Source organism: Streptomyces sp. NBC_00597, from assembly GCF_041431095.1.
Taxonomy (GTDB): Bacteria; Actinomycetota; Actinomycetes; order Streptomycetales; family Streptomycetaceae; genus Streptomyces.
The window spans coordinates 3,737,276-3,761,783 of sequence record NZ_CP107757.1 but is presented as its reverse complement, the minus strand read 5'-3'; the positions used below and the strand labels follow the sequence as shown (position 1 = coordinate 3,761,783).

The 24,508-nt window shown below is 72.1% G+C and carries 18 protein-coding genes and 1 pseudogene; 8 read left to right on the top strand and 11 right to left on the bottom strand.

Annotated features, from left to right (window positions below; all coding sequences use genetic code 11):
- Nucleotides 1-101: 101 nt before the first annotated feature.
- Complete coding sequence (locus tag OG974_RS16735) at nt 102-1,046, top strand: EamA family transporter (RefSeq protein WP_327283506.1); 945 nt, start codon at nt 102-104, stop codon at nt 1,044-1,046.
- Here the strand turns inward: OG974_RS16735 and OG974_RS16730 are convergent.
- Both OG974_RS16730 and OG974_RS16725 read right to left on the bottom strand, forming a co-directional pair.
- Nucleotides 997-1,494: pseudogene (locus tag OG974_RS16730) on the bottom strand (GNAT family N-acetyltransferase); the annotation flags it as partial. The gene OG974_RS16735 and the pseudogene OG974_RS16730 sit on opposite strands and share 50 nt — an antisense overlap.
- A 152-nt stretch (nt 1,495-1,646) precedes the next feature.
- On the bottom strand, nt 1,647-1,955 hold the full coding sequence (locus OG974_RS16725) for a hypothetical protein (RefSeq protein WP_371643602.1): 309 nt from the start codon (nt 1,953-1,955) through the stop codon (nt 1,647-1,649).
- Between the two features lie 523 nt (nt 1,956-2,478).
- Between OG974_RS16725 and OG974_RS16720 the strand changes: the two genes are divergently transcribed.
- On the top strand, nt 2,479-4,722 hold the full coding sequence (locus OG974_RS16720; RefSeq protein ID WP_371643600.1) for an ATP-dependent RecD-like DNA helicase: 2,244 nt from the start codon (nt 2,479-2,481) through the stop codon (nt 4,720-4,722).
- 182 nt (nt 4,723-4,904) lie between these two features.
- A complete protein-coding gene (locus tag OG974_RS16715; protein WP_327283504.1) occupies nt 4,905-6,194 on the top strand; it encodes a citrate synthase in 1,290 nt (429 codons plus the stop codon).
- Nucleotides 6,195-6,612: 418 nt separating this feature from the next.
- Here the strand turns inward: OG974_RS16715 and OG974_RS16710 are convergent, their stop codons facing one another.
- The 3 genes from OG974_RS16710 to OG974_RS16700 form a co-directional block, all read right to left on the bottom strand.
- Nucleotides 6,613-8,889 carry a heavy metal translocating P-type ATPase gene (locus OG974_RS16710; protein WP_371643598.1) on the bottom strand — a complete coding sequence of 759 codons (2,277 nt, stop codon included), beginning with the start codon at nt 8,887-8,889 and terminating at the stop codon, nt 6,613-6,615.
- 100 nt (nt 8,890-8,989) lie between these two features.
- On the bottom strand, nt 8,990-9,226 hold the full coding sequence (locus OG974_RS16705; RefSeq protein WP_327283502.1) for a heavy-metal-associated domain-containing protein: 237 nt from the start codon (nt 9,224-9,226) through the stop codon (nt 8,990-8,992).
- A 182-nt stretch (nt 9,227-9,408) separates the two neighbouring features.
- Nucleotides 9,409-10,077, bottom strand: coding sequence for a TetR/AcrR family transcriptional regulator (locus tag OG974_RS16700; RefSeq protein WP_327283501.1), 669 nt, complete (start codon nt 10,075-10,077; stop codon nt 9,409-9,411).
- Between the two features lie 131 nt (nt 10,078-10,208).
- Here OG974_RS16700 and OG974_RS16695 point away from each other — a divergent pair, with 131 nt between their 5' ends.
- Nucleotides 10,209-12,494: an MMPL family transporter gene (locus OG974_RS16695; protein ID WP_371643596.1), complete on the top strand. Its 2,286-nt coding sequence runs from the start codon at nt 10,209-10,211 to the stop codon at nt 12,492-12,494.
- 49 nt (nt 12,495-12,543) lie between these two features.
- Here OG974_RS16695 and OG974_RS16690 read toward each other — a convergent pair whose 3' ends face one another.
- The 3 genes from OG974_RS16690 to OG974_RS16680 all read right to left on the bottom strand — a co-directional run bounded on the left by OG974_RS16690 (nt 12,544) and on the right by OG974_RS16680 (nt 14,968).
- Nucleotides 12,544-12,744, bottom strand: coding sequence for an AlpA family transcriptional regulator (locus OG974_RS16690; RefSeq protein WP_030868582.1), 201 nt, complete (start codon nt 12,742-12,744; stop codon nt 12,544-12,546).
- 277 nt (nt 12,745-13,021) lie between these two features.
- Entirely contained in the window at nt 13,022-14,032 is a 1,011-nt protein-coding gene (locus OG974_RS16685; RefSeq protein WP_327283499.1) for a Gfo/Idh/MocA family oxidoreductase, read from the bottom strand.
- Between the two features lie 21 nt (nt 14,033-14,053).
- Nucleotides 14,054-14,968, bottom strand: a complete 915-nt coding sequence (locus tag OG974_RS16680; protein ID WP_327283498.1) for a sugar phosphate isomerase/epimerase — start codon at nt 14,966-14,968, stop codon at nt 14,054-14,056.
- An 80-nt stretch (nt 14,969-15,048) separates the two neighbouring features.
- On the opposite strand from OG974_RS16680, the gene iolC reads away from it, so the two are divergent.
- Genes iolC through OG974_RS16660 form a run of 4 tightly spaced genes read left to right on the top strand, consistent with a single transcriptional unit; the run spans nt 15,049 to nt 20,186 of the window.
- Nucleotides 15,049-15,960, top strand: coding sequence for a 5-dehydro-2-deoxygluconokinase (gene iolC, locus OG974_RS16675; RefSeq protein WP_327285651.1), 912 nt, complete (start codon nt 15,049-15,051; stop codon nt 15,958-15,960).
- A 20-nt stretch (nt 15,961-15,980) separates the two neighbouring features.
- A complete protein-coding gene (gene iolB, locus OG974_RS16670; RefSeq protein WP_371646835.1) occupies nt 15,981-16,808 on the top strand; it encodes a 5-deoxy-glucuronate isomerase in 828 nt (275 codons plus the stop codon).
- Complete coding sequence (gene iolD, locus OG974_RS16665; protein WP_371643594.1) at nt 16,805-18,673, top strand: 3D-(3,5/4)-trihydroxycyclohexane-1,2-dione acylhydrolase (decyclizing); 1,869 nt, start codon at nt 16,805-16,807, stop codon at nt 18,671-18,673. The genes iolB and iolD overlap by 4 nt, the downstream gene beginning before the upstream one ends.
- Before the next feature lie 13 nt (nt 18,674-18,686).
- Nucleotides 18,687-20,186, top strand: coding sequence for a CoA-acylating methylmalonate-semialdehyde dehydrogenase (locus OG974_RS16660; RefSeq protein WP_328762795.1), 1,500 nt, complete (start codon nt 18,687-18,689; stop codon nt 20,184-20,186).
- A gap of 100 nt (nt 20,187-20,286) precedes the next feature.
- Here the strand turns inward: OG974_RS16660 and OG974_RS16655 are convergent, their stop codons facing one another.
- The 3 genes from OG974_RS16655 to OG974_RS16645 all read right to left on the bottom strand — a co-directional run bounded on the left by OG974_RS16655 (nt 20,287) and on the right by OG974_RS16645 (nt 24,442).
- Nucleotides 20,287-21,345, bottom strand: coding sequence for a WxL protein peptidoglycan domain-containing protein (locus tag OG974_RS16655; protein WP_371643592.1), 1,059 nt, complete (start codon nt 21,343-21,345; stop codon nt 20,287-20,289).
- Nucleotides 21,346-21,516: 171 nt separating this feature from the next.
- Complete coding sequence (locus tag OG974_RS16650) at nt 21,517-22,809, bottom strand: hypothetical protein (protein WP_327283494.1); 1,293 nt, start codon at nt 22,807-22,809, stop codon at nt 21,517-21,519.
- Nucleotides 22,810-23,248: 439 nt separating this feature from the next.
- The gene (locus OG974_RS16645; protein ID WP_371643590.1) at nt 23,249-24,442 is read right to left on the bottom strand and encodes a S8 family peptidase; all 1,194 of its coding nucleotides are present in this window, start codon (nt 24,440-24,442) and stop codon (nt 23,249-23,251) included.
- Nucleotides 24,443-24,508: the final 66 nt, after the last annotated feature.

Here is a 24,508-nt window from a genome sequence, read left to right as displayed (position 1 = left end):
GTAGGCACCGCCGGACCGCCGGGGACCCGTAAGCAATGCTTCATCCATCCCGGAAGGGATCCGCGCTGGTGCTACATGGTTGCCGCGTCGATGCTCGAAGCATGCGTCCCGTTCACACTGCACTCGCCGTACTCGTCGCCGCCGTCTGGGGCTTCAACTTCGTCGTCATCGAGATCGGTCTCGGCCACTTCCCGCCGCTGCTCCTGTCCGCCCTGCGCTTCCTCGTCGCCGCGCTGCCCGCCGTGTTCTTCGTCGGCCGGCCCAAGGCCGCCTGGAAGTGGATCATTGCCGTCGGAGTGGCCCTCGGCGTCGCCAAGTTCGGTCTCCTCTTCACCGGCATGGCCGCCGGGATGCCGGCCGGACTGTCCTCCCTCGTGCTCCAGGTGCAGTCCGTCTTCACCGCCGTCCTGGCCTCCGTCGTCCTGCGCGAGCGGCCCGGGCGGATCCGGATGGCCGGCATGGCGGTGGCGCTCGCCGGGATCGTCGTCGCCGCCGTGGACGGGGGCACCTCCGGGCCGGTGCTCGGCTTCACCCTGGTCGTCGCGGCCGCCGCCTGCTGGGGCGTGTCCAACGTGCTGACGCGGAAGGCGTCCCCGCCCGACGCGCTGAACTTCATGGTCTGGGTGTGCACCGTCCCCGTGCTGCCGCTGTTCGCGCTGTCGCTGCTGCTGGAGGGGCCCGAGCGGGACCTGGCCGCGCTGCGCGGGCTGGACTGGTCCGCAGCGGCGGTCATCGGGTACGTCGCCTGGGTTTCCACGGTGTTCGGGTTCGGAGCCTGGAACCACCTGCTAAGGCGCTACCCGGCCTCGTCGGTCGCGCCGTTCTCGCTGCTGGTGCCGGTGTTCGGGATGTCCTCGGCCGCGCTGGTCCTGGGCGAGGAGGTCTCGGGGCTGCGCTGGGTGGCGGCGCTGCTGCTGGTCGGCGGGGTGGGCATGACCTCGCTGGCGCCCACCCGCGCAGGAACCCGCACGGTGGCGCAGGGCGGGGGCGCGGAGGTCAGTGCGGGGAGTCCTCCTGCAGCGGCAGCCGCCAGTCCTGCCCCGTGAGCGTGGCGCCGTACGAGCGGTGCGGGCGCTCGGCGACCAGGACGAACCCGGCGCGCTGGTAGAGGGAACGGGCCGAGGTCAGCACGTCGTTGGTCCAGAGCACCAGCTCGCGGTAGCCGACGGAGCGGGCGAAGGCGACGACGGTGGCGACCAGGAGGGCGCCGATGCCGTGCCCGCGGCCCTCCGGCTCGACCAGGAGCAGCCGCAGCCGCGCCGTGCCGGGCGAGCCGTCCTCGCGGACGCACATCACCGAGCCGACCGGGCGGCCGTCCAGCTCGGCGATCCAGACCCGCTCCAGGTACGGGTCGTGGTCCTCGGCGAAGTCCGCGACGATCCGGGCCACCAGGCCCTCGAAGTCCGTGTTCCAGCCGTACTCGGCGGCGTAGAGCGCGCCGTGCCGCTGCACGATCCAGCCCAGGTCTCCGGGCTCCGGGGCCCGCAGCCGTACCGGTGCGTCGGAGTTGCTAGCAGGGGGCTCCATGGCGCCCGAGGATAGCGCGGCGGGGGCCGCGCGGCGGCGGGCCGGGGCGGGGTCATGGTGGGGCGAGGGCGAGGGCGAGGGCGAGGGCGAGGGCGGGACGGGGCCGGGCAGGACGGGCGCTACTTCCTGCCGCCGCCGAGGATCTGGCCGAGCAGATCGCCGAGGCCGCCGCCCTCCGCCGGAGCCGTTCCGGGTGCGCCTGCCGGCGCGGCACCGGGGGCCGGGGCTGCGGCGGCGCCCTGGCCGGCGGCCGCGCGCTTGGCGAAGACCGCCAGCAGCACCGGGATCAGCAACTCGATGACACGACTGACGGTGGCCGCGGGGATGCCGGTCTTCTTGGACACCGCCGCGGCGACCGGCTTGCTCGCCTTCGCGAGCACCCCGGCCATCAGGCCGCCGCCGAGCAGGCCCCCGCCGAGCGTGGCCACACCCTTCAGCGGGGCTCGGCGATCTCGGCGAGGGCGTCGCGGACCTCATTGCCGTCGGCGTCCCCGGCGTCGGCCTTCTGCTGGAGGCCGCCGGTCATGGCGTCGACCGTGGTCGTGACGGTCTCGCGCGCGCCCGCGGCGTCGGTGCCGAGCAGGCCGGCGATCTCGGTCAGCCCGGAGGGCCCAGCTCGCCGAGCACGTCGTCCTGGAACGAAGGTTCACTCATGCCGGAAACGCTACTTCCGCGGTGATTCAGCGGTATTTCGGATGGACGCCTGAGGCCCTTGAGGTAATGGAAACGTAAAGTTCCGATTCCGTGTGCAACCCCCGGGCGGGGCAGCGGGTCGTATGGTGCGTCGGCACTTCCGGGGAGGGATCTGGGGGGATCGGGAAGTCCGACACGGGAGGGGTAACCGTGAGGGGGTCCGGCCGCGAGGCCGGACCCCCTTCTGGGTCCTCCCCGGACCCGCTCCGGTTTCCACAGGCCTGACGGGCTGTCGGTGCCGGGCGGTAACTTCGTGCCATGGCGAGCAACGGGGCGGTGCAACACGCGGTGGTCGAGGGGGTGCTTGAGCGCATCACCTACGCCAACGAGGAGAGCGGGTACACGGTCGCCCGGGTCGACACCGGGCGCGGCAGCGGCGACCTGCTCACGGTCGTCGGGTCCCTGCTCGGGGCCCAGCCCGGCGAATCGCTGCGCATGGAGGGCCGTTGGGGCTCCCATCCCCAGTACGGCAAGCAGTTCACGGTCGAGAACTACCGCACCGTGCTCCCCGCGACGATCCAGGGGATCCGGCGCTACCTCGGCTCGGGCCTGATCAAGGGCATCGGTCCGAAGATCGCCGACCGGATCGTGGAGCACTTCGGGACCGACACCCTCGATGTGATCGAGGCGGATCCCAAGCGGCTGATCGAGGTACCCGGGCTCGGCCCCAAACGGACCGGACTGATCGGTGCCGCCTGGGAGGAGCAGAAGGCGATCAAGGAGGTCATGGTCTTCCTCCAGGGCGTCGGCGTCTCCACCTCCATCGCGGTCCGGATCTACAAGAAGTACGCCGACGCCTCCATCTCGGTGGTCAAGAACCAGCCGTACCGGCTCGCCGCGGACGTGTGGGGCATCGGCTTCCTCACCGCCGACCGCATCGCGCAGGCCGTCGGCATCCCGCACGACAGTCCCGAGCGGGTCAAGGCCGGACTCCAGTACGCCCTGTCCCAGTCCACCGACCAGGGCCACTGCTTCCTGCCCGAGGAACGACTGATCGCCGACGGGGTCAAGCTGCTCCAGGTGGACACCGGCCTCGTCATCGAATGCCTGGCCGAGCTCGCCGCCGACCCGGAGGGCGTCGTACGGGAAGCGGTGCCCGATCCGCGGGGCGGGCCGCCGCTGACCGCCGTGTACCTGGTGCCCTTCCACCGGGCCGAGCTCTCGCTGGTCGGGCAGGTGCGGCGGCTCCTGCATGCCGAGGAGGACCGGATGCCCGGCTTCCAGGACGTGGACTGGGACAAGGCCCTGGGCTGGCTCGCCGGGCGGACCGGGGCCAAGCTGGCCCCCGAGCAGCGGGACGCCGTCCGGCTGGCGCTGACCCGCCGGGTGGCGGTCATGACCGGCGGGCCGGGTTGCGGGAAGTCCTTCACCGTCCGCTCGATCGTGGAGCTGGCCCGGGCCAAGAAGGCCAAGGTCGTGCTCGCCGCCCCCACCGGCCGAGCCGCGAAACGGCTCGCGGAACTCACCGGGGCCGAGGCCTCGACCGTGCACCGGCTGCTGGAGCTCAAGCCGGGCGGGGACGCGGCGTACGACCGCGAGCGCCCGCTGGACGCGGACCTGGTGGTCGTCGACGAGGCCTCGATGCTGGACCTGCTGTTGGCGAACAAGCTGGTCAAAGCGGTGGCTCCGGGCGCCCACCTGCTGCTCGTCGGGGACGTGGACCAACTCCCCTCGGTCGGCGCCGGGGAGGTGCTGCGGGACCTGCTGGCCGAGGGCGGCCCGGTGCCCGCGGTCCGGCTGACCCGGATCTTCCGGCAGGCCCAGCAGTCGGGCGTGGTCACCAACGCCCACCGGATCAACACCGGCCTGCCGCCGCTCACCGACGGGCTGCCCGACTTCTTCCTCTTCCCCGAGGAGGACACCGAGGAGGCCGGGCGGCTCGCCGTGGACGTGGCGGCCCGGCGGATCCCGGCCAGGTTCGGACTGGACCCGCGCCGTGACGTCCAGGTGCTCGCCCCCATGCACCGCGGCCCGGCCGGCGCCGGAAACCTCAACGGGCTGCTCCAGCAGGCGATCACACCGGCCCGGCCGGATCTGCCCGAGAAGCGGTTCGGCGGCCGGGTCTTCCGGGTCGGGGACAAGGTGACCCAGATCCGGAACAACTACGAGAAGGGCGCCAACGGCGTCTTCAACGGCACGGTCGGCGTGGTCACCGCCCTCGACGAGGAGGGGCAGCGGCTGACGGTGCGGACGGAGGAGGACGAGGAGGTGGCCTACGAGTTCGCCGAGTTGGACGAGCTGGCGCACGCGTACGCCGTCACCATCCACCGCTCCCAAGGCAGTGAATATCCGGCCGTGGTGATCCCTGTCACCACCGGCGCTTGGATGATGCTCCAGCGCAACTTGCTCTACACGGCGGTGACCAGGGCGAAGAAACTGGTCGTCCTGGTCGGGTCCCGCAAGGCCCTCGGCCAGGCTGTGCGTACCGTTTCCGCAGGTAGGAGGTACACGGCGGTCGCGTCCAGGCTGTCCGGCCAGATACCGGTGGGAAACATCACCTAGATGATCGATCATTTGGGGTTCCCGCGCCGGTGTGGAGGGGGCAGGATGAGCAGGTTGAAGGCACTCAGTGCCGTCAAAAAGACCAAAGGCCGACCCCGAGTGCACTCTCCTGCGCCAAATGGGGGAAGGTAGAGGCAGTCAGGGCACCTCGAAGAAGAGGCACTACGTCGGTGAGGGATGACGTGAGCGACAACTCTGTAGTACTCCGGTACGCGGACGGTGAATACACCTACCCGGTGGTCGAAAGCACCGTCGGTGACCAGGGCTTCGACATCTCGAAGCTGAGGGCCCAGACCGGGCTCGTCACCTTGGACAGCGGCTACGGCAACACCGCCGCGTACAAGTCCGCGATCACCTACCTCGACGGTGAGCAGGGCATCCTGCGCTACCGCGGTTACCCGATCGAGCAGCTCGCCGAGCGTTCGACCTTCATCGAGGTCGCGTACCTGCTGATCAACGGTGAGCTGCCGACCGTCGACCAGCTCGCGTCGTTCCGCAACGACATCACCCAGCACACGCTGCTGCACGAGGACGTCAAGCGGTTCTACGACGGCTTCCCGCGCGACGCGCACCCGATGGCGATGCTGTCCTCCGTGGTCAGCGCGCTGTCGACGTTCTACCAGGACAGCCACAACCCGTTCGACGAGAAGCAGCGCAACCTCTCGACGATCCGCCTGCTGGCCAAGCTCCCGACGATCGCGGCGTACGCGTACAAGAAGTCGGTCGGCCACCCGGTCGTCTACCCGCGCAACGACCTCGGCTACGTCGAGAACTTCCTGCGCATGACCTTCTCCGTGCCGGCCCAGGAGTACGACCTGGACCCGGTCGTGGTCTCGGCGCTCGACAAGCTGCTGATCCTGCACGCGGACCACGAGCAGAACTGCTCGACCTCCACCGTGCGCCTGGTCGGTTCCTCGCAGGCGAACATGTTCGCCTCGATCTCCGCCGGCATCTCGGCCCTGTGGGGTCCGCTGCACGGTGGCGCCAACCAGTCCGTTCTGGAGATGCTGGAAGGCATCAAGAACGACGGCGGCGACGTCGACGCCTTCATCCGCAAGGTGAAGAACAAGGAAGACGGCGTCCGCCTCATGGGCTTCGGGCACCGCGTCTACAAGAGCTTCGACCCGCGGGCGACGATCATCAAGGCGGCGGCGCACGACGTCCTCTCGGCCCTCGGCAAGAGCGACGAGCTGCTCGACATCGCGCTCAAGCTGGAAGAGCACGCGCTGGCCGACGAGTACTTCGTCTCGCGCAACCTCTACCCGAACGTGGACTTCTACACCGGCCTGATCTACCGCGCCATGGGCTTCCCGACCGAGATGTTCACCGTGCTCTTCGCGCTCGGTCGCCTTCCCGGCTGGATCGCCCAGTGGCACGAGATGATCAAGGAGCCGGGTTCCCGCATCGGCCGTCCGCGCCAGATCTACACCGGTGAGGTCCTGCGCGACTTCGTCCCGGTCGAGGCCCGCTGACCCGAGGCCCACACCGCGGCCCGCTGACCCGAGGCTCAATCCGAGGCCCGCAGGCAAGCGAAAAGCGCCCCGCCGTCGATCCCCCCACGGGTCGACGGTCGGGGCGCTTTCCTTTCCCCGGAACGGATTCCCCCCACGGGACCCGAGCCGGGGCGTCTGCGAGGAGCGCACGCGGAGTGCGCCCCATGGGTGTCTGCCGGGACCCGTACGGGTCGGGAAGGCCGCTCAAAGCACCCCGTTGGGCACGCGTCCCGGCCGGCTGATGCCCGGGATGTCCCCCAAGACCCCCGTGAACGTCCCCCAAGACGTTCCTGGCACCGCCCCATTAGACCCACTGCAGTGCCAGATGGTTACGTTGCAATCACTGTGATCTGCGTCTCCCGTGAAGGAAGTGTGCGCAGAGTGGGGAGAAGATCCCTTAGCGGAAGGATCGCAACCGGAGGCTGTTGCTCACCACGAAAACGGAGGAGAACGCCATCGCGGCCCCCGCAATCATCGGGTTGAGCAGGCCCGCGGCCGCGAGGGGCAGGGCCGCCACGTTGTAGCCGAAAGCCCAGAACAGGTTGCCCTTGATGGTGGCGAGGGTCCGGCGGGAGAGCCGGATCGCGTCCGCCGCCACCCGCAGGTCTCCCCGTACGAGGGTCAGGTCGCCCGCCTCGATCGCGGCGTCCGTGCCGGTGCCCATGGCCAGGCCCAGGTCCGCCTGGGCCAGCGCGGCCGCGTCGTTGACCCCGTCGCCCACCATGGCGACCGTACGGCCCTGCGCCTGGAGCCGGCGTACGACGTCCACCTTGTCCTGCGGTAGCACCTCGGCGATCACCTCGTCGATGCCCACCTCGCGGGCCACCGTCTCCGCCACGGCCTTGTTGTCCCCGGTCAGCAGGACGGGGGTCAGGCCCAGCGCGCGCAGCCGCGACACCGCCTCGGCGCTGGTCTCCTTGACCGCGTCGGCCACGGTCAGGACCCCGCGGGCCGCTCCGTCCCAGGCCACCAGGACGGCGGTGCTGCCCAGCGCCTCGGCGTCGGCCTTGGCCTCGGCCAGGGCCGACGGCAGCGGGATCGACCAGTCGGCCAGCAGCTGCTCGCGACCCACCAGGACGGCGTGCCCGTCGACCACGCCCTGGACGCCGAGCCCGGCGAGGGCCTCGAAGGACTCCGGGGCCGGCAGGGCTCCGGCGCGCTCGACGGCGCCGGTGGCGATGGCGCGGGCGATCGGGTGCTCGGAGGCGTGCTCCAGCGAGCCCGCGAGACGGAGCAGCTCCAGCTCGTCGACACCGGCGGCGGGGTGCACGCCGGACAGGGTCATCCGGCCGGTGGTGACCGTGCCCGTCTTGTCGAGCACGACCGTGTCGACGCGGCGGGTGGACTCCAGCACCTCGGGCCCCTTGATCAGGATGCCGAGCTGCGCGCCCCGCCCGGTGCCGACCATCAGCGCGGTCGGGGTGGCCAGGCCCAGGGCGCACGGGCAGGCGATGATCAGGACGGCCACGGCGGCGGTGAAGGCGGCCGTGGGGTCGTCGGTGATCAGCAGCCAGGTGACCCAGGTGCCGAGCGCCAGCAGCAGCACGACCGGTACGAAGACTCCGGAGATCCGGTCGGCCAGGCGCTGTACCTCGGCCTTGCCGTTCTGCGCCTCCTCGACGAGCCTGGCCATCCGGGCGAGCTGGGTGTCGGCGCCGATCCGGGTGGCTTCGACGACGAGCCGGCCCGAGGCGTTGACGGTGGCCCCGGTGACGGAGTCGCCCACGCCGACCTCGACCGGGACGGACTCGCCGGTCAGCATCGAGGCGTCCACGGCGGACGTCCCTTCGACGACCGTGCCGTCGGTGGCGATCTTCTCTCCGGGGCGGACGACGAACCGGTCGCCGACCGCGAGCTGCGCCACGGGGATCCGCACCTCGCTGCCACCGCGCAGCACGGCCACGTCCTTTGCGCCCAGCTCCAGCAGGGCCCTCAGGGCGGCGCCCGCCTTCCGCTTAGAGCGGGCCTCCAGGTAGCGGCCGAGCAGGATGAAGCTGACGACGCCCGCGGCGACCTCCAGGTAGATCGCGGAGGAGCCGTCCGCGCGCGAGACGGAGAAGTCGAACCCGTGCCGCATGCCGGGCATGCCGGCGTGGCCGAAGAACAGGGCCCACAGCGACCACGCGAAGGCGGCGAGGGTGCCGACCGAGACCAGGGTGTCCATGGTGGCGGCGCCGTGCCGGGCGTTGGTCCAGGCGGCCCGGTGGAAGGGGAGGGCGCCCCAGACGACGACGGGGGCGGCCAGGGTCAGCGAGAGCCACTGCCAGTTGTCGAACTGGAGGGCCGGGACCATCGAGAGCAGGACGACGGGGAAGGCGAGGGCGGCGGAGACCAGCAGCCGCTGGCGCAGCGCGGCCAGTTCGGGGACGGGCGCGGGTCCGGGAGCGCCCGGGGCCTCCGCTTCGGGCTCCGGCGCGGGCGGCGGGGGCTCCTCGGCGGTGTAGCCGGTCTTGACGACCGTCGCGATCAGGTCGGCGACCTCGACGCCGTCGCCGTACGAGACGCGGGCCTTCTCGGTGGCGTAGTTCACCGTGGCGGTGACCCCGTCCATCCGGTTCAGCTTCTTCTCGATGCGGGCGGCGCAGGAGGCGCAGGTCATTCCGCCGATGCTCAGCTCGACCTCGGCGGCCGGGGCGGTCGCTATGGGCCCGTCGTGCACTGTGCTGCTGCTCATGTCCGGCTCCAGGGGGAGGGCCGGGTCGTACGGAACCAGTATGAGCTGGCCGGTACGACCCGGCGGGGTACTGCGGAGGAGGGGCGGGTGGTGGCGCTGCTCAGCCGGCCTGGCCGGCGAACTCGTAGCCGGCCTCGTCGACGGCGGCACGCACGTCCTCGTCGGCGAGCGGGGCGGCGGAGACCACGGTGACCTCGCCGGTCGCGGCGACGGCCTTGACCGAGCTGACGCCCGGAAGGGCGGAGATCTCGGTGGTCACCGCGCCCTCGCAGTGGCCGCAGGTCATGCCGGTCACGCGGTAGACGGTGGTGGTCCGGGTGTCCGTCTCGGCGTTCATGTCGTTCTCCTCTTCAGGGGCGTATCCGGGCGCCTGGGGGCGGCGGTGTCACCCCACCGTCCTCCCGACACTTCGAGACTATACCCCTAGGGGGTATCAATGCGAGCGTGCGCCGCCACTTCCGGCCGGTTCGACCGGTCCCGGGCCGGTCCGGGCTGCGGAGTGCGGGGCGGGGGCCGCGGTCAGTGCCGGTGGGGCGTGGTGACCATCGGCTCCACGTAGCGCAGCAGCACGGTCTTCGCCTCGGCGACGTACGCGGCGCGCTCGGCGCCCTCGCTCGCGAGGATCAGGTCCAGCGAGGCCTTGAAGATGCCCAGGATCATGTTGGAGACGCGGGTGATCTCTTCGGGCGTGCCGTCCGGGCAGAAGGTGCGCAGGACGCCCTCGACGCGGGTCAGTAGCCCGGAATGCAGCTCCTCGTGTTCCTGGGCGATGCCGGGGATGCCGGAGCCGTGCATCAGGGCCCAGAAGGCCGGGTTCTCGCAGTTGAAGGCGATGACCGGGTCCAGGACGGCGTCGAGCAGCTCGGGCAGTGGCTTGTCCAGGTTCTCCGGGAGGAAGGCCTGGCCGTGCATCTCGTGGGCGCGCCGGAGTAGCTGGCCGCCCAGCTCGATGGCGATGGCCTCCTTGTTCGGGAAGAACTGGTAGAGCGTGCCCGGCGAGACCTCGGCTTCGCGGGCGATGGCGTTGGTGCTGGCCGCGGCGTAGCCGGTGCGGCAGAACACACTGGCGGCAGCCGCCAGGAGCTGGGCGATCCGGCGCTCCCCGCGGGCCTGGCGTCGCGGAGCGGCAGTCTTTTTGGTGGCCTTTGGGGCCTTGGTGGCGCTTTCGGCCTGGGACCTCTCCGGCATGTTCCGTCCCTTGCTTCCCGTGGGTGATTGACAAACGCGAGAGGGCGCTCGCATTCTTGAGAAACGCGAGCGACTGCTCGTGTTTGCCAGTCTAAGTTGGCTGGCAATCACGGTGAAGGGGACACCGAGTCATGTCCGAAGTCAAAAAACCGCCGTCGTCAGGGGAGAGCGGGCGGTGGACCCGGATCGTCACGGCCCGGCCGCGGCTCTCGCTGCTGCTCGCCCTCGTGGTCACGGCACTGGCCGTCCTCGCGGGCGGTGGCGTCGCCGACCGGATGGGCAGCGGCGGCTGGGAGGACCCGGACGCCCGGTCCACCTACGCCGCCAAGGTCCTGGAGCGCGAGTTCCCGGGCTCCCAGCCCAACCTGCTCCTGCTGGTCGAGGCCGGTGAGGCGGCAGGTGCCGGGGTGGACGACCCCGCCGTCGCCGCCGAGGCCGAGCGGCTGACCGAGCGGCTCGCCTCCGAGCAGGGGGTGGCCGGAGTCGGCTCGTACTGGCGAACCCATCTGCCCGCGCTGCGCTCGAAGGACGGCAGCCAAGCCCTGATAGCCGCCCGGGTGCTCGGTGACGAGAAGACCCGCGCCGCGGTGCTGGAGCGGATCGCCCCGCACTACCGGGGCGAGCACGGGCCGGTGCGCGTCTCCCTCGGGGGGCCGGTCGCCGTCCAGCGCGAGGTGACCACCACCATCCAGGAGGACCTGCTGCGCGCCGAGGTGATCGCCCTGCCGGTTACCCTCGTCCTGCTCGTCATCGTCTTCGGCAGCGCCGTCGCCGCACTGCTGCCGCTGGGCGTGGGCATCGTCGCCATCCTCGGCACCAATGCCGTGCTGCGCGGCCTCACCGAGTTCACCGACGTCTCCGTCTTCGCCCAGAACCTGACCACCGCGCTCGGCCTCGGACTCGCCATCGACTACGCCCTGTTCATCGTGCGCAGGTTCCGCGAGGAGCTCGCCGCAGGGCGGGATCCGGCCGCCGCCGTGGGGGCCACCCTGCGCACCGCCGGGCGCACGGTGTTGTTCTCGGCGCTGACCGTGGCCGTGTCGCTCTCGGCGATGCTGTTCTTCCCGATGTACTTCCTGCGCTCCTTCGCCTACGCCGGGGTCGCGGTGGTCCTGCTCGCGGCAGCCGCCGCGCTCGTCCTGCTGCCGGCCGCGCTCGTGCTGCTCGGGGACCGGGTCAACTCCTTCGACCTGCGGCGGCTGTGGGCCCGCAAGCGGGCCCGGGCCGCCGCCGGGACACCGGCCGCCGGCGCTCCGGGCGCGGTCGCCGGGGCCGGGCGGGGCTGGGCGCGGGCGACCGCGCTGGTGATGCGCCGGGCCCCCGTGTTCGCCATCGCCACCACGGCGGGGCTGCTGCTCCTCGGACTGCCCTTCCTCGGGGTGAAGTTCGGCACCGTGGACGACCGGCAGCTGCCGGCGACCGCCACCTCCCACATCGTCCAGCAGCAGATCCGCGACGGCTTCCCGGGCAGTCCCGGCGCCGGGCTGACCGTGCTGGCCGAGGGCGTGGCCGGCCCCGCCGACCTCGCCGCCTACCGGGAGCGGCTCGCCGCCCTGCCCGGAGTGCGGGTGAACGGGCCGGTGACCTCCGCCTCCGGGTCGGGGACCGCGTACTTCTCGGTGGTCACCGACGGCGAGCCGGCCGGAGAGCAGGCCCAGGACCTCGTCGCGGAGGTGCGCAAGGTCGACGCCCCCTTCGATACCGCGGTGACCGGACAGGCGGCGGTCCTCGTCGACGCCCAGAAGGCGATAGCGGAGGAACTGCCGGCCGCTCTGACCCTGGTGGTCCTGGCCACGCTGCTGCTGGTCTTCCTGCTCACCGGGAGCGTGCTGATACCCGTCCAGGCGGTCCTGCTCAATGCGCTCAGCCTGACCGCGATGTTCGGGGCGGTGGTGTGGGTCTTCCAGGACGGACACCTCTCCGGACTGCTCTCCTTCACCTCCACCGGGGACATCGAGACCAACTTGCCCGTCCTGATGTTCTGCATCGCCTTCGGACTCTCCATGGACTACGGGGTGTTCCTCATATCCCGCATCAAGGAGGAGTACGAGCGGACCGGGGACCACGAGAGGGCGGTGCGCACCGGACTGGTCCGCACGGGCGGGCTGATCACCGCGGCGGCCGTGATCCTGGCGGTGGTGATGGTGGCCATCGGCAGCTCCCGGGTGACCAACACCAAGATGCTGGGGCTCGGGATCGCGCTGGCCGTCCTGATGGACGCGCTGGTTGTACGGAGCCTCCTGGTACCGGCGGTCATGAAGCTGACGGGGCGGGCCACCTGGTGGGCGCCGGGCCCGTTGCGGCGACTGCACGAGCGGTTCGGACTGAGCGAGGGGGAGTCCGCGCCGCCGGCGGTGGTGGCGCAGGCGCCGGGGGAGGCGCCAGAGCCGGACCGGATACCGGCGGGCAGCCGCTAGGCGCCGGCGCGCCCCGTCCAGGGGTGGGGCGGCGACCGCCGGGGGGGGGTCAGTCGTCGCGGCGGCCCCGGTTGCCGGGGCGGCGGGCCACCCAGGTGCGGATCGTGTCGGCGTACCAGTAGGGCTTCCCGCCCTCGACGTGGTCGGGAGCGGGGAGCAGGCCGTGCTTGCGGTACGAGCGCACCGTGTCCGGCTGGACCCGGATGTGAGCGGCGATCTCCTTGTACGACCACAGCTGTCGGTCGCTCATCGACGACACCTCCTAGTCCACGGCGCGGGGCCGGCCGGGAGGCCGTCGGGGGAGCCGACGCGTGGACACAGACGTTCACTCAGGTTGTGCCCGGAGAACGACGGGGGGTGAAGGCGGGGGAGGGGCTGTTGAACAGCTGTGACGGAAAACCTGCGAAATGCGGATATGCGTGACACAAGGGTGACCGCTGTGACAGATGCGGCACAACGGGTCTCCCCTGGACGGCGGTTCAGCGGTTCAGCGGTTCAGCAGTACCGGGGTTCAGCAGTACGGCGGTTCAGAGGTACAGGGCCGGGCGGTCCACCAGCTCCACCGGGGTCCGTACGCCCGTGCGCCCGGCGGCCAGTCCCGCCGCGGAGACCGCGGCCGCCGCGTAACCGTCCCAGGCGTCGGGCCCGGCCACCCGACCGCGCGCGGCCGCGGCCACCCAGCGCCGCAGCTGGCGGTCGTACGCGTCGGCGAAGCGCACGGTGAAGTCCTGGGCGATCTCGTCGTAGCGGCGGCCCGCGGACCGGACCACCATCGCCTGCCCCTCACCGATCTGGGCGCTCCCGGACTCGCCCACCGCCTCGCAGCGCACCTCGTAGCCGAAACCGCAGTTGACGAAGATCTCCACGTCGATGACCACCCCGCCCGAGGTCTCCAGCAGGACCAGTCGGGGATCGCGCAGCCCTTCCGGAGCCGCCGAGGTCGGTGTCGGGGAGAGCACGGACACCGCCGTGATCTCCTGCCCGAGCAGCCAGCGCGCCGCGTCGACCTCGTGCACGACCGAGTCGCTGATCAGCATGTCGCTGGTGAAGGAGGACGGCGAGGCGGCATTGCGGTGCCGGCAGTGGAGGAACAGCGGCCGGCCGATCCCGCCCGCGTCCAGCAGCTCCTTCAGCCGCTCGTACTCGGTGTCGAACCGCCGCATGAACCCCACCTGCACCAGGCGTCGGCCCAGCCGCTGCTCCGCCTCCATCACCCGCAACGCCCCCTCCGGATCCGGGGTCAGCGGCTTCTCGCACAGCACCGGCAGCTCCCGCCCCAGGGCGTGCAGGATCGCCTCCTCATGGGCGGGTCCCGGGGAGGCGATCAGTACGGCCTGGACTCCGGGTGCGGCTATCGCGGCCGCCGGGTCCGTGTGCGCGCTCGCGCCGTCCAGAGCCTCGGCGACCGCTTTGACCCGGTCCCCGTCCGGGTCGGCCACGGCCACCACCCGGGCCCCGCCGACCGTCCGCCCGATCCGGCGGACGTGGTCGGCGCCCATCTTCCCCGTCCCGATGACGGCGATGCCCAGCGTGCTCATGTCGTGTTTCCCTCCGGGGAGTCAGCGGGCGCCGCAGGAGCGCAGGTAGGCGCGGGTGCGGCGGGCGATCGGCAGCGGCCGGTCGGGCGGGCACGGGTACATGTCCTGCTCCACGATGGCGAAGAGGTCCACGCCGAGCCGCTGGGCGGCCGCGAGCACGGGCTCCAGCGCGGGCACCCCCGACGGCGGTTCGCACATCACGCCGCGGGCCACGGCCGGGCCGAACGGCAGTTGCTCCGCGACGACTTCGGCGAGGATCCGCGGGTCGACCTGCTTGAGGTGGAGGTAGCCGATCCGCTCGCCGAAGGTTTCGATGGCCTGGACGCTGTCGCCGCCGCAGTAGGCGTAGTGCCCGGTGTCCAGGCACAGGGAGACCAGGTCCGGGTCGGTGGCGTCCAGGAAGCGCGCCACGTTCTCCGGGGTGTCGATGTGCGTGTCCGCGTGCGGGTGGACGACGATCCGCAGGCCGTACCGGTCCTGCACCTCGCGCCCCAGCCGCTCGGTCTGCTCGGTCAGTTCACGCCATTGCGCGGGCGTGAGGACGCGGTCCTCCAGCACCTCGCCGGTCTTGTCGTCGCGCCAGAACGACGGGATGACGACGAGGTGGCCCGCCCCCGTGGCCCGGGTGAGCTCCGCGATCCGCGACACGTGCTCCCAGGTGTCCGCCCAGACGGCGGGTCCGTGATGGAGTCCGGTGAAGACGGTGCCGGCGCTGACGCGCAGGCCCCGCTTGGCCGTCTCCTCGGCGAGGCGCGCGGGGTCGGTGGGGAGATAGCCGTACGGGCCGAGCTCGATCCACTCGTATCCGGAGTCGGCGACCTCGTCGAGGAACCGGTCCCACGGGGTCTGCAGCGGATCGTCGGGGAACCAGACACCCCAGGAGTCCGGGGCCGAACCGATGCGGATACGGGTCAACGCGGGCGGGGAGGACGTCATGACGGCCACCTTAGGGTGCGAGACGAGAGGGAGGACTGCCTGTGACCACCGCGGACGATGTCGCGTTCGACTTGATCACGATGGGGCGGATCGGGGTGGATCTCTACCCGCTGAGAACGGGCGTACCGCTGGCGGAGGCGGACACCTTCGGGAAGTTCCTGGGCGGCTCGCCCACCAACGTCGCCGTCGCAGCGGCCCGGCTGGGCCGGAAGGTAGCTGTGATCACCCGGACCGGGGCGGACCCCTTCGGGGCCTATCTGCGCTCTGAGCTGCGCGGGTTCGGAGTCGACGACCGGTGGGCCGGGGAGGTGGCGCGGTACCCGACCCCGCTGACGTTCTGCGAGATCTTCCCGCCGGACGACTTCCCGCTGTACTTCTACCGGCTGCCGAAGGCCCCCGACCTGGAGATCGAACCGGAGGAGCTGGACCTGGCCGCGGTACGGGCCGCACGGGTGTTCTGGATGACGGGCACGGGCCTGAGCGCACAGCCGAGCCGCTCCGCGACCCTCGCCGCGCTGGAGGCGCGCTCGAAGTCCGGGATCACGGTCTTCGACCTCGACTGGAGGCCGATGCTGTGGCAGGAGGAACCGGGGAAGCCGTACGCGCAGGCACTGGGCCTCGCCACGGTGGCCGTCGGCAACGTCCAGGAGTGCGCGATCGCGACCGGTGAGAGCGACCCACGGGCCGCGGCACGGGCGCTGCTGGAGGCCGGGGTCGAGCTGGCGGTGGTGAAACGGGGGCCGGACGGGGTACTGGCGATGCGGCGGGACGGAACGGTGGCGCAGGCCGCGCCCGTCCCGGTGCAGGTGGTGAACGGGCTCGGCGCGGGGGACGCCTTCGGTGGGGCGCTGTGCCACGGGCTGCTGGCGGGCTGGGACCTGGAGCGGGTGCTGCGCTTCGCCAACGCGGCGGGGGCGATCGTGGCTTCGCGGCTGGCGTGCTCGGCGGCGATGCCGTACGCCAAGGAAGTGGAAGAGGTGCTGGAGCCGTGACGCCGACCGCTTCCCACGAGATGGAGTTCGCCGCGCTGCGAGTGCTGGAGCTCGCCCCGGGCGAGACGTACGCGCACACGTGCGGGGACCGGGAGTGGATCGTCCTCCCGCTGGTCGGGGGGTGCACGGTCCGCTGCGCGGATCCCGTCGGCGGACCGCCCGCCCCGGTGTTCGAACTGCGGGGGCGCGAGAGCGTGTTCACGGCCGTCACCGACTTCGCGTACCTGCCCCGCGACGGGCGGGCCGAGATCGGGTCCGCCGCCGGGGGGCGGTTCGCGCTCGTCGGGGCGCGGTGCGAGATCGCGCTCCCGGCCCGGTACGGGGCCGCCCGGGACGTCCCGGTGGAGATCCGCGGGGCCGGCCAGTGCACTCGTCAGGTCAACAACTTCGCCGCCGCGGACGTCTTCGACTGCGACCGCCTCATCGCCGTCGAAGTGCTCACGCCCGGCGGGAACTGGTCCTCTTACCCGCCCCACAAGCACGACGAGTTCCTCCCCGGTCGGGAGTCCTGCCTCGAAGAGGTCTATTACTTCGAGATCGCCCCGCACGGCGACACGCCCGGCTTCGGCTACCAGCGTGTCACCCCCTCCCCGGCCGGGAAGACCGACGTCCTCACCGAGGTGAGGACCGGGGACGCGGTGCTCATCCCGGACGGCTGGCACGGCCCGTCCATCGCGGCGCCCGGCCACGACATGTACTACCTCAACGTCATGGCCGGCCCTCCAGGCCGGCCCCGGGAGTGGCTGATCCGGGACCACCCCGACCACGCCTGGATCCGGGACACCTGGACCGGTCAGGACGCCGACCCCAGGCTGCCCTTCCACCGAGCGGAGGACGAGACCCGATGAGGCTCACCGTCGCGCAGGCCCTCGTCCGCTTCCTCGCGCAGCAGTACACCGAGCGCGACGGCCGTCGCCGCAGGCTGATCGCCGCAACCTGGGGGATCTTCGGGCACGGGAACGTCGCCGGCATCGGGCAGGCCCTCCTGGAGAGCGGCCCGCGAGGGATGCCGTTCCTGCAGGGGCGCAACGAGCAGGCCATGGTGCACGCCGCCGTCGGGTACGCCCGCCAGTGCGAGCGGCTCTCGGCCCACGCCGTCACCACCTCGATCGGGCCGGGCGCCACCAACCTCGTCACCGGGGCCGCCCTCGCCACCATCAACCGGATTCCCGTACTCCTCCTGCCCGGCGACACCTTCGCCACCCGGCCCGCCGATCCCGTGCTCCAACAGCTGGAGGTGCCCTACGCCGGCGACGTCTCCGTCAACGACACCCTGCGGCCCGTCTCCCGCCACTTCGACCGGATCACCCGGCCCGAGGCCCTGATCCCGGCCGCCCTCCAGGCCATGCGGGTGCTCACCGACCCCGTCCAGACCGGCGCGGTGACCCTCGCGCTGCCCCAGGACGTCCAGGCCGAGGCCCACGACTGGCCGCCCGAGTTCTTCGCCGAGCGGGTGTGGGGGGTGCGCCGGCCCGGACCCGACCGGGACGAGCTCGCACGGGCCGCCGAGGCCGTACGGGGCTCCGCGCGCCCGCTGATCATCGCCGGCGGCGGGATCCGGCACAGCGGGGCCCAGGCCGCGCTGGCGGAATTCGCGGGGGCCACCGGGATCCCGGTGGCCTCCACACAAGCGGGCAAGGGGGCGCTCCCGTACGACCACCCCGCCGATGTCGGTGGCATCGGGCACACCGGCACGGCCACCGCCGACGAGCTGGCCCGCGGCGCCGACCTGGTCATCGCCGCCGGGACCCGGCTGACGGACTTCACCACCGCCTCCTCGACCCTCTTCCAGAACCCCGCCGTCCGCTTCCTCGGGCTCAACCTCGACCCGTACGACGCCCACAAACTCGCCGCCCGGCCGCTGGTCTGCGACGCGAGGGTGGGCCTGGAAGACCTCCGGGAAGAGACTGCCGGGTACCGCGTGGACCCCGCGTACGAGACGACGTACAAAGAAAGGAAACGGAACTGGGAGCACCTGGTCGACCAGGCTTGGGCGGCCCCCGACGAAGACGCCGCCCCGACGCAGGTCCAGGTGCTCGGGCTGCTCGACGAGCTGGTCGGCGCCGACGACATCCTGATCAACGCCGCCGGCTCCCTCCCCGGCGACCTGCACAAGCTGTGGCGGACCCGCGCGGCCGACCAGTACCACGTGGAGTACGGGTACTCCTGCATGGGCTACGAGATCCCGGCGGCGATCGGCACCGCGCTCGCCGCCCCCGGTCGCCCCGTGTGGGCGCTGGTCGGCGACGGGACGTACCTGATGAACCCGACCGAGATCGTCACGGCCGTGCAGGAGGGCGTCCCGATCAAGGTGGTGATCCTCGACAACCACGGCTACGCCTCCATCGGCGGCCTCTCGGGGGCCGTGGGCGGCGAGGGCTTCGCAACCGCGTACCGCTTCAGGGCGGACGACGGTTCGTACACCGGCGCACCCCTGCCGGTGGACCTCGCAGCCAACGCAGCCTCCCTCGGAATGGCCGTGATCCGCACCCGCACCATCGGTGACCTGCGGAAAGCCCTCGCCGAAGCGCGTGAGGCAGACCGCCCCACATGTGTCTACGCACAGACCCGAACACCCGACACTGTGTCGGGCCCGCCCCCGGCACAGGCGTGGTGGGATGTTCCTGTGGCCGAGACCGCGACCCGTGCGTCCGCGAACGCGGCCCGCGAAGAGTACGACCGGCAAGCCGCGCAGCGACGTCGCCATCTGTGAAGGAGCAATAGGCATGAAGACCGTCCACCACTGGATCGGTGGCAAGACCGTCGAGGGCGCGTCGGGCAACTACGGCCCGGTCACCGACCCGGCCACCGGCGAGGTCACCACGCAGGTCGCCCTCGCGTCCGCCGATGAGGTCGACGCGGCGGTACGGATCGCCCAGGAGGCGTTCCAGACCTGGGGCCAGTCCTCGCTGGCCGCCCGCACCAAGGTGCTGTTCGCCTACCGCGCCCTGCTCGACGCCAACCGAGATGCCATCGCCGAGCTGATCACCGCCGAGCACGGCAAGGTCCACTCGGACGCGCTGGGCGAGGTCGCCCGCGGCCTGGAGATCGTCGAGCTGGCCTGCGGGATCACCACCCAGCTCAAGGGCGAGCTGTCGACCTCCGTCTCCAACCGGGTCGACGTCGCCGCCATCCGCCAGCCGCTCGGCGTGGTCGCCGGCATCACCCCGTTCAACTTCCCGGCGATGGTGCCGATGTGGATGTTCCCGCTGGCCGTGGCCTGCGGAAACACCTTCATCCTCAAGCCGAGCGAGAAGGACCCGTCGGCCGCCAACAAGCTGGCCGAACTGGCCTCCGAGGCCGGTCTGCCCGCCGGTGTGCTCAACGTCGTCCACGGTGACAAGGTCGCCGTCGACGCGCTGCTCGCCCACCCCGGCATCTCCGCGGTCTCCTTCGTCGGCTCCACGCCGATCGCCCGCCACATCCACACCACCGCCTCCGCCAACGGCAAGCGGGTCCAGGCCCTGGGCGGCGCCAAGAACCACATGCTGGTGCTGCCGGACGCCGACCTGGACGCGGCCGCCGACGCGGCGGTCTCGGCCGCCTACGGCTCGGCCGGCGAGCGCTGCATGGCGATCTCCGCGGTCGTCGCCGTCGGCGCCATCGGCGACGAGCTGGTCGAGAAGATCCGCGAGCGCGCCGAGAAGATCAAGATCGGCCCGGGCAACGACCCGGCGTCCGAGATGGGCCCGCTGATCACCGCCGCCCACCGCGACAAGGTCGCCTCGTACGTGAAGGGTGCCGCGGACCAGGGCGCCGACGTGGTCCTCGACGGCACGGGGTACACGGTCGACGGCTTCGAGAAGGGCCACTGGATCGGCCTCTCGCTCCTCGACAACGTCAAGACCGACTCCGACGCCTACCGCGACGAGATCTTCGGGCCGGTGCTGTGCGTGCTGCGCGCCGAGACCTACGAGGAGGGCGTGGCGCTGATCAACGCCTCGCCGTTCGGCAACGGCACGGCGATCTTCACCCGCGACGGCGGCGCCGCCCGCCGCTTCCAGCTGGAGATCGAGGCGGGCATGGTCGGCGTCAACGTGCCGATCCCGGTGCCGGTGGGCTACCACTCCTTCGGCGGCTGGAAGGACTCCCTCTTCGGCGACCACCACGTCTACGGCAACGACGGCATCCACTTCTACACGCGCGGCAAGGTCGTCACGACCCGCTGGCCGGACCCGTCGGAAGGCCACATCGGCGTGGACCTGGGCTTCCCCCGCAACCACTGACCTCACGCAGGACCTCACGCAGGACCTCAGGACCGGCTCGCCCCCCGCACCCTCACGCGGGGGGCGAGCTCCGTTCCCGCCCGGCGGACACCCTCGCCGGTCAACGGGTTCCGGCCAAGTCCGCAGTGAGCTCGGCCCGTTCGCCGTCGACCGCGGACGACCGGGCGCGGCGGCGCCGCAGGACCAGCAGGGTGATCACGGCGCCCGCCAGGACGAGCAGCACGCCGACGGCGGGCCACGGCACGGCGATGAACTCCGCCTCGGACTGCGGGGCCAGGTCCGGATGGGCCGTGGCCCCGGCCGAGATCCGTACGGTGACCCAGTCGGACTGCGGTGCGTCCGCCCACGGCTCGGTCAGCTGCACCCGCTGGCCGGGCAGCAGCACCAGCTTCAGTTCACGGGCAGGCCGGTCCAGTACCGTACGGCCGAACAACCCCTTCGCGGACACCGCCACCTCGGGCTCGACGACCACGTTGCCCCGGTTGACCAGCGTGTACGAGACCGTGGCGCGGGCCTCCTTGACCCACGGCAACAGCGGTGCGGACCGGCTGACCTTCACGTCCTCCACGCTCAGCCCCGGCGTCACCGGACCCGGCACCCGGAAGTACATCCGCGAGCCGACCTGCCGCTTCACCCCGACCTGGACCTTGCCCTCCTGCCGGATGCCCTCCACGGCCGTGTTGAGGGCGACGATCCCTCCGACGTGGTCGCCGGGCGTCGCGTCCTGGGGGACCTTCACGGTGAACGGGACGTCCTTGCGGCCCTTGGGCGGCACGGTCACGGTGGTCGCGGCCTCGGGCGCCAGTGCGATCCACGCGCCCACGTCCTTGGGCTTCTGGTCCACCGGCAGCAGGGCGAAGGCGCCGCCGACCGGGGTGTTCACCGCGTCGGTGGCGAAGACCTGGAAGGTCAGTTCCTTGTCGGAGGAGTTGAGGATCGTCGCGCTGTCGCTGATCGTGGTCCCGGCCGCGCCCTGGTGGAAGAAGTACGCGCGGTCGGTCATCGGCGCGCCGGCGGGGGGCGTCGGGAACACCCCCCAGGTGCCGTTGTCCGCGGCCGTCGCCGTCGCGGCGGGCAGGAGCAGGCCCGCGAGCAGCAGCACCAGGGCGAGCAGCGGACCGTACGCGAAGACGCGGGAGCGGCGGGGACGGGGGTGCATGGGCGGTTCTCCAGTCGGCGCGGGGGGCACGGGGGGCACGGGGGGCACGGGGGTGCGGGCGCGCGGGCGCGGGGCATGGGGGCACGGGGGCGCGGCAAGGAGTGGGACGGCGAAGGGGTGGTGCGGCACCGTGGCGCCGCACCACCCTGGGATGGCGCTACTCCTGCCGGGTCAGGCGATCGAGAAGGTGACGACCGTCTGGTAGGTGTCGGCGAACATGAACGGCGGGAGCTGGATCATCCCGGCGCCGCCGACGGCGAACTCACCGCCGGTCAGCTCGTCCCCGCCGGCGGCCTGCGAGGCCACCTTCATCGGGGTCTCGGAGATCGCGCCGGGCGTGCCCGCGGTGCAGGTGCTCGGGCTGTCCGGGTTGGTCACGGTGCAGGACGGCTGGATGCCGATCTGCGCCTTCGCCATCGAGTGACCGGTCGCCTGGTTCAGGAACGGCGTACGGGTCGCCGTCACGTCCCAGCCGAGCGTGCCGCCGCGGAAGTCCTGGATGGTCGCGGCGTTGAACACGCCGACCACCGACTGGGCCTTGCCGTTGATGGTGACCGAGGGGAAGGCGACGGCCGGCTGGCCGTCCTTCGGGCCGAGCGCCAGCGGGCCGGGGAGGACCTCGATGTCGACCGGGTTCTTCACGCCTGCCTGGTCCTCCAGGTACACGAAGGACTTGTACGGGGTCACCGAGCCGTCGATCTTGATGGCGTCGGCCTTCTTGCTCACGGTGATGTTGCAGGTGGCGGCGCCGGACGCGTCCGCCGTACCGCTACCGGTGTCACCGGTGGCCGCACCCGCAAGGAGGGCGGAACAGGTGACCGGGCCCGCCGGGAAGTTCGCGCCGCCCACGACGACGGCCGTACCGGCCTTGCCGCTGTTGGGCGTCAGCTTGGTGGTGACCGGGTCCTTCGGCAGGGCCTCGACGGCGACCGAGCCGAGGGTGGCGCTGGGTCGGGGCGCAGGTGTGCAGGTGGTGGTGAACACCGAACCGCTGAGGTCCGCGTCCGTGACCGCCAGGTCGAGTTTGACGTCGACCGCGGTGCCCTCCGTGCCGTCCGGGACCTTGATGGTTCCGGAGAAGGCCTTGGGGTCGAGCGGGGTGCCGGCGACGACACTGACGGTCTCGGGCGGGCTGGTGACCACCTGGGTGGTCGCCCCCACCTTGAGGGTGATCTTGGTGGTGTTCACCGTGGTGACGGAGAAGCCGGGGATCAGCGGGCTCGCACCCGGGTCGATCGTGATCGGCACGACGTCCCCGGCCTTGGCGTGATCGGGCACGGTGATCGTGTAGTTCTGGTTGCCCGAACCGTCCGGCTGCGGAGCAGGGGCGTCGCAGTTCTCGAAGACGGGGGTGGTCACGGTCGCCGCCTGAGCGGTGCCGGTCAGGCTCACTACGCCGCCCGCCAGCGCGAGGGACAGGGCGCCCGCCCCGGCCAGAACTCTTCGTCGGAACGTTGTACTCACTGGGTCGCGACTCCTTCGTCAGACGAACCCCTCCCCCCACCCGCTGTGTGGGGGAGGCCGAGCCGGTGCGGTGGCCGACATTGACGCGTCGCGGTGTTGAGAAGTCAATGACTTGCTTTCGCCCGAAGCACACAGAAATTGATGTCCCATCAGGCCGGGTCTGTCGGGGTGCGGGGCGGATGGGATGGGTGGGGTGCCGGCAGGTGGCTGACCTGGCAGTCCGGTGATCCGCGGATCGGGCGCGGGTGGGCGGTGATCAGGGAGTGCGGCGGTGCGGCCGTGGGGCGGTGCGGTTGGTCCGGCGGCGCGGCGGCGCGGCGGTGCGGCGGTCCGGGAGGGGAGCGGGCAGGGCCCGCCGTCGACCGGCGCCGGGTGGCCGGGTGGCCGGGCGGCGGGTGGCCGGCGGCCCCGCTGCCCGGCGGCCACCGGACCGGTGCCCTTAGCGGGCGGCCGGCGGGGCGTGCAGGAGGAGATTGGCCGTGCCGGTCGGGACGCCGGTGAGGCGGCTCGGCACGGCGCCCCGCACCAGCGCGTCGGACACCTCCGCGGGCGTCTTCGCGGTACCGCCCGCCGCGAGGCCTTCGGCGAGGATCAGCGCGGCGACGCCCGCCGCGTGCGGGGCCGCCATGGAGGTGCCGGAGGCGCGGGCGAGGGCGGTCGTCGAGCCCTTCCAGGCCGAGGTCACGGACACGCCCGGCGCGACGAGGTCCACGCAGCGGCCGTAACTGGAGAACGGAGCCCACTGGTCCGCGGCGTCGGCCGCGCCGACGGTGACCGCGGCGGGCACGGCGGCGGGGGAGCCGGTGCAGGCGTCGTCGGCAGCGTTCCCGGCGGCCACGGTGAAGGTGATCCCGGCGGCGACCGCCCGCGTCACCGCCGTGTCCAGGGAGGAGCTGCGGGTGCCGCCCATGCTCATGTTGGCCACGGCGGGGGTGCCGGGAGCCTTGGCGGCGTCCTTCACCATCCACTCCAGGCCGCCCAGGATGGACGTCAGGGTCGCGGACCCCTTGCAGTTGGCGACCTTGACCCCGACGAGGGACACCCCCTTCGCGACCCCGTACGTCGCCCCGCCCAGGGTTCCCGCGACGTGCGTTCCGTGGCCGTTGCAGTCGCCCGAGCTCTCCAGGAACACCCCGTTGTAGCCGACCCGTGCCCGGCCCCCGAATTCCTGGTGGGCGGTGTTGATCCCGGTGTCCACGACGTACGCGGTGACCCCCTGCGCGGTGGTGGCGTACGTGTACGAGCCGTCGAGCGGGAGCTCGCTCTGGTCGATCCGGTCGAGCGGCCAGGGCGCCGGGCTCTGCGCGTCGCTGATCCGGAACTCGGAGTCCGGCTCCACCGAGGCCACCCGGGGGTCAGCGGCGAGCGCCGCGGCGCGGGCGGCGGTGGTACGGACGGCGAAGCCGCTGATGACGGTGTCGTAGACGGCCCCGACCCTGTCCCCGGAGGCCTCTGCCTCGGCGGCCAGCGCAGCACGGTTCGGGGCGCGGGAGCTGTTGTCCTTCAGGACCACGACGTACGGGGCGGTGGCGGCATCGGCGCGGTCGGCGGCGGCGAGTGCGGGGTGCGGCGGCAGGGCAGTGGCCGCCGCCAACAGGGCGGCGGCCGGAAGCAGCGCGGTGAGTGCGGTCATGCGGCCGATGCTCGGCGAGCCACGGGCCGGGCGCGCGGAGGGTGCGCCGACTGGGCGCACGACACG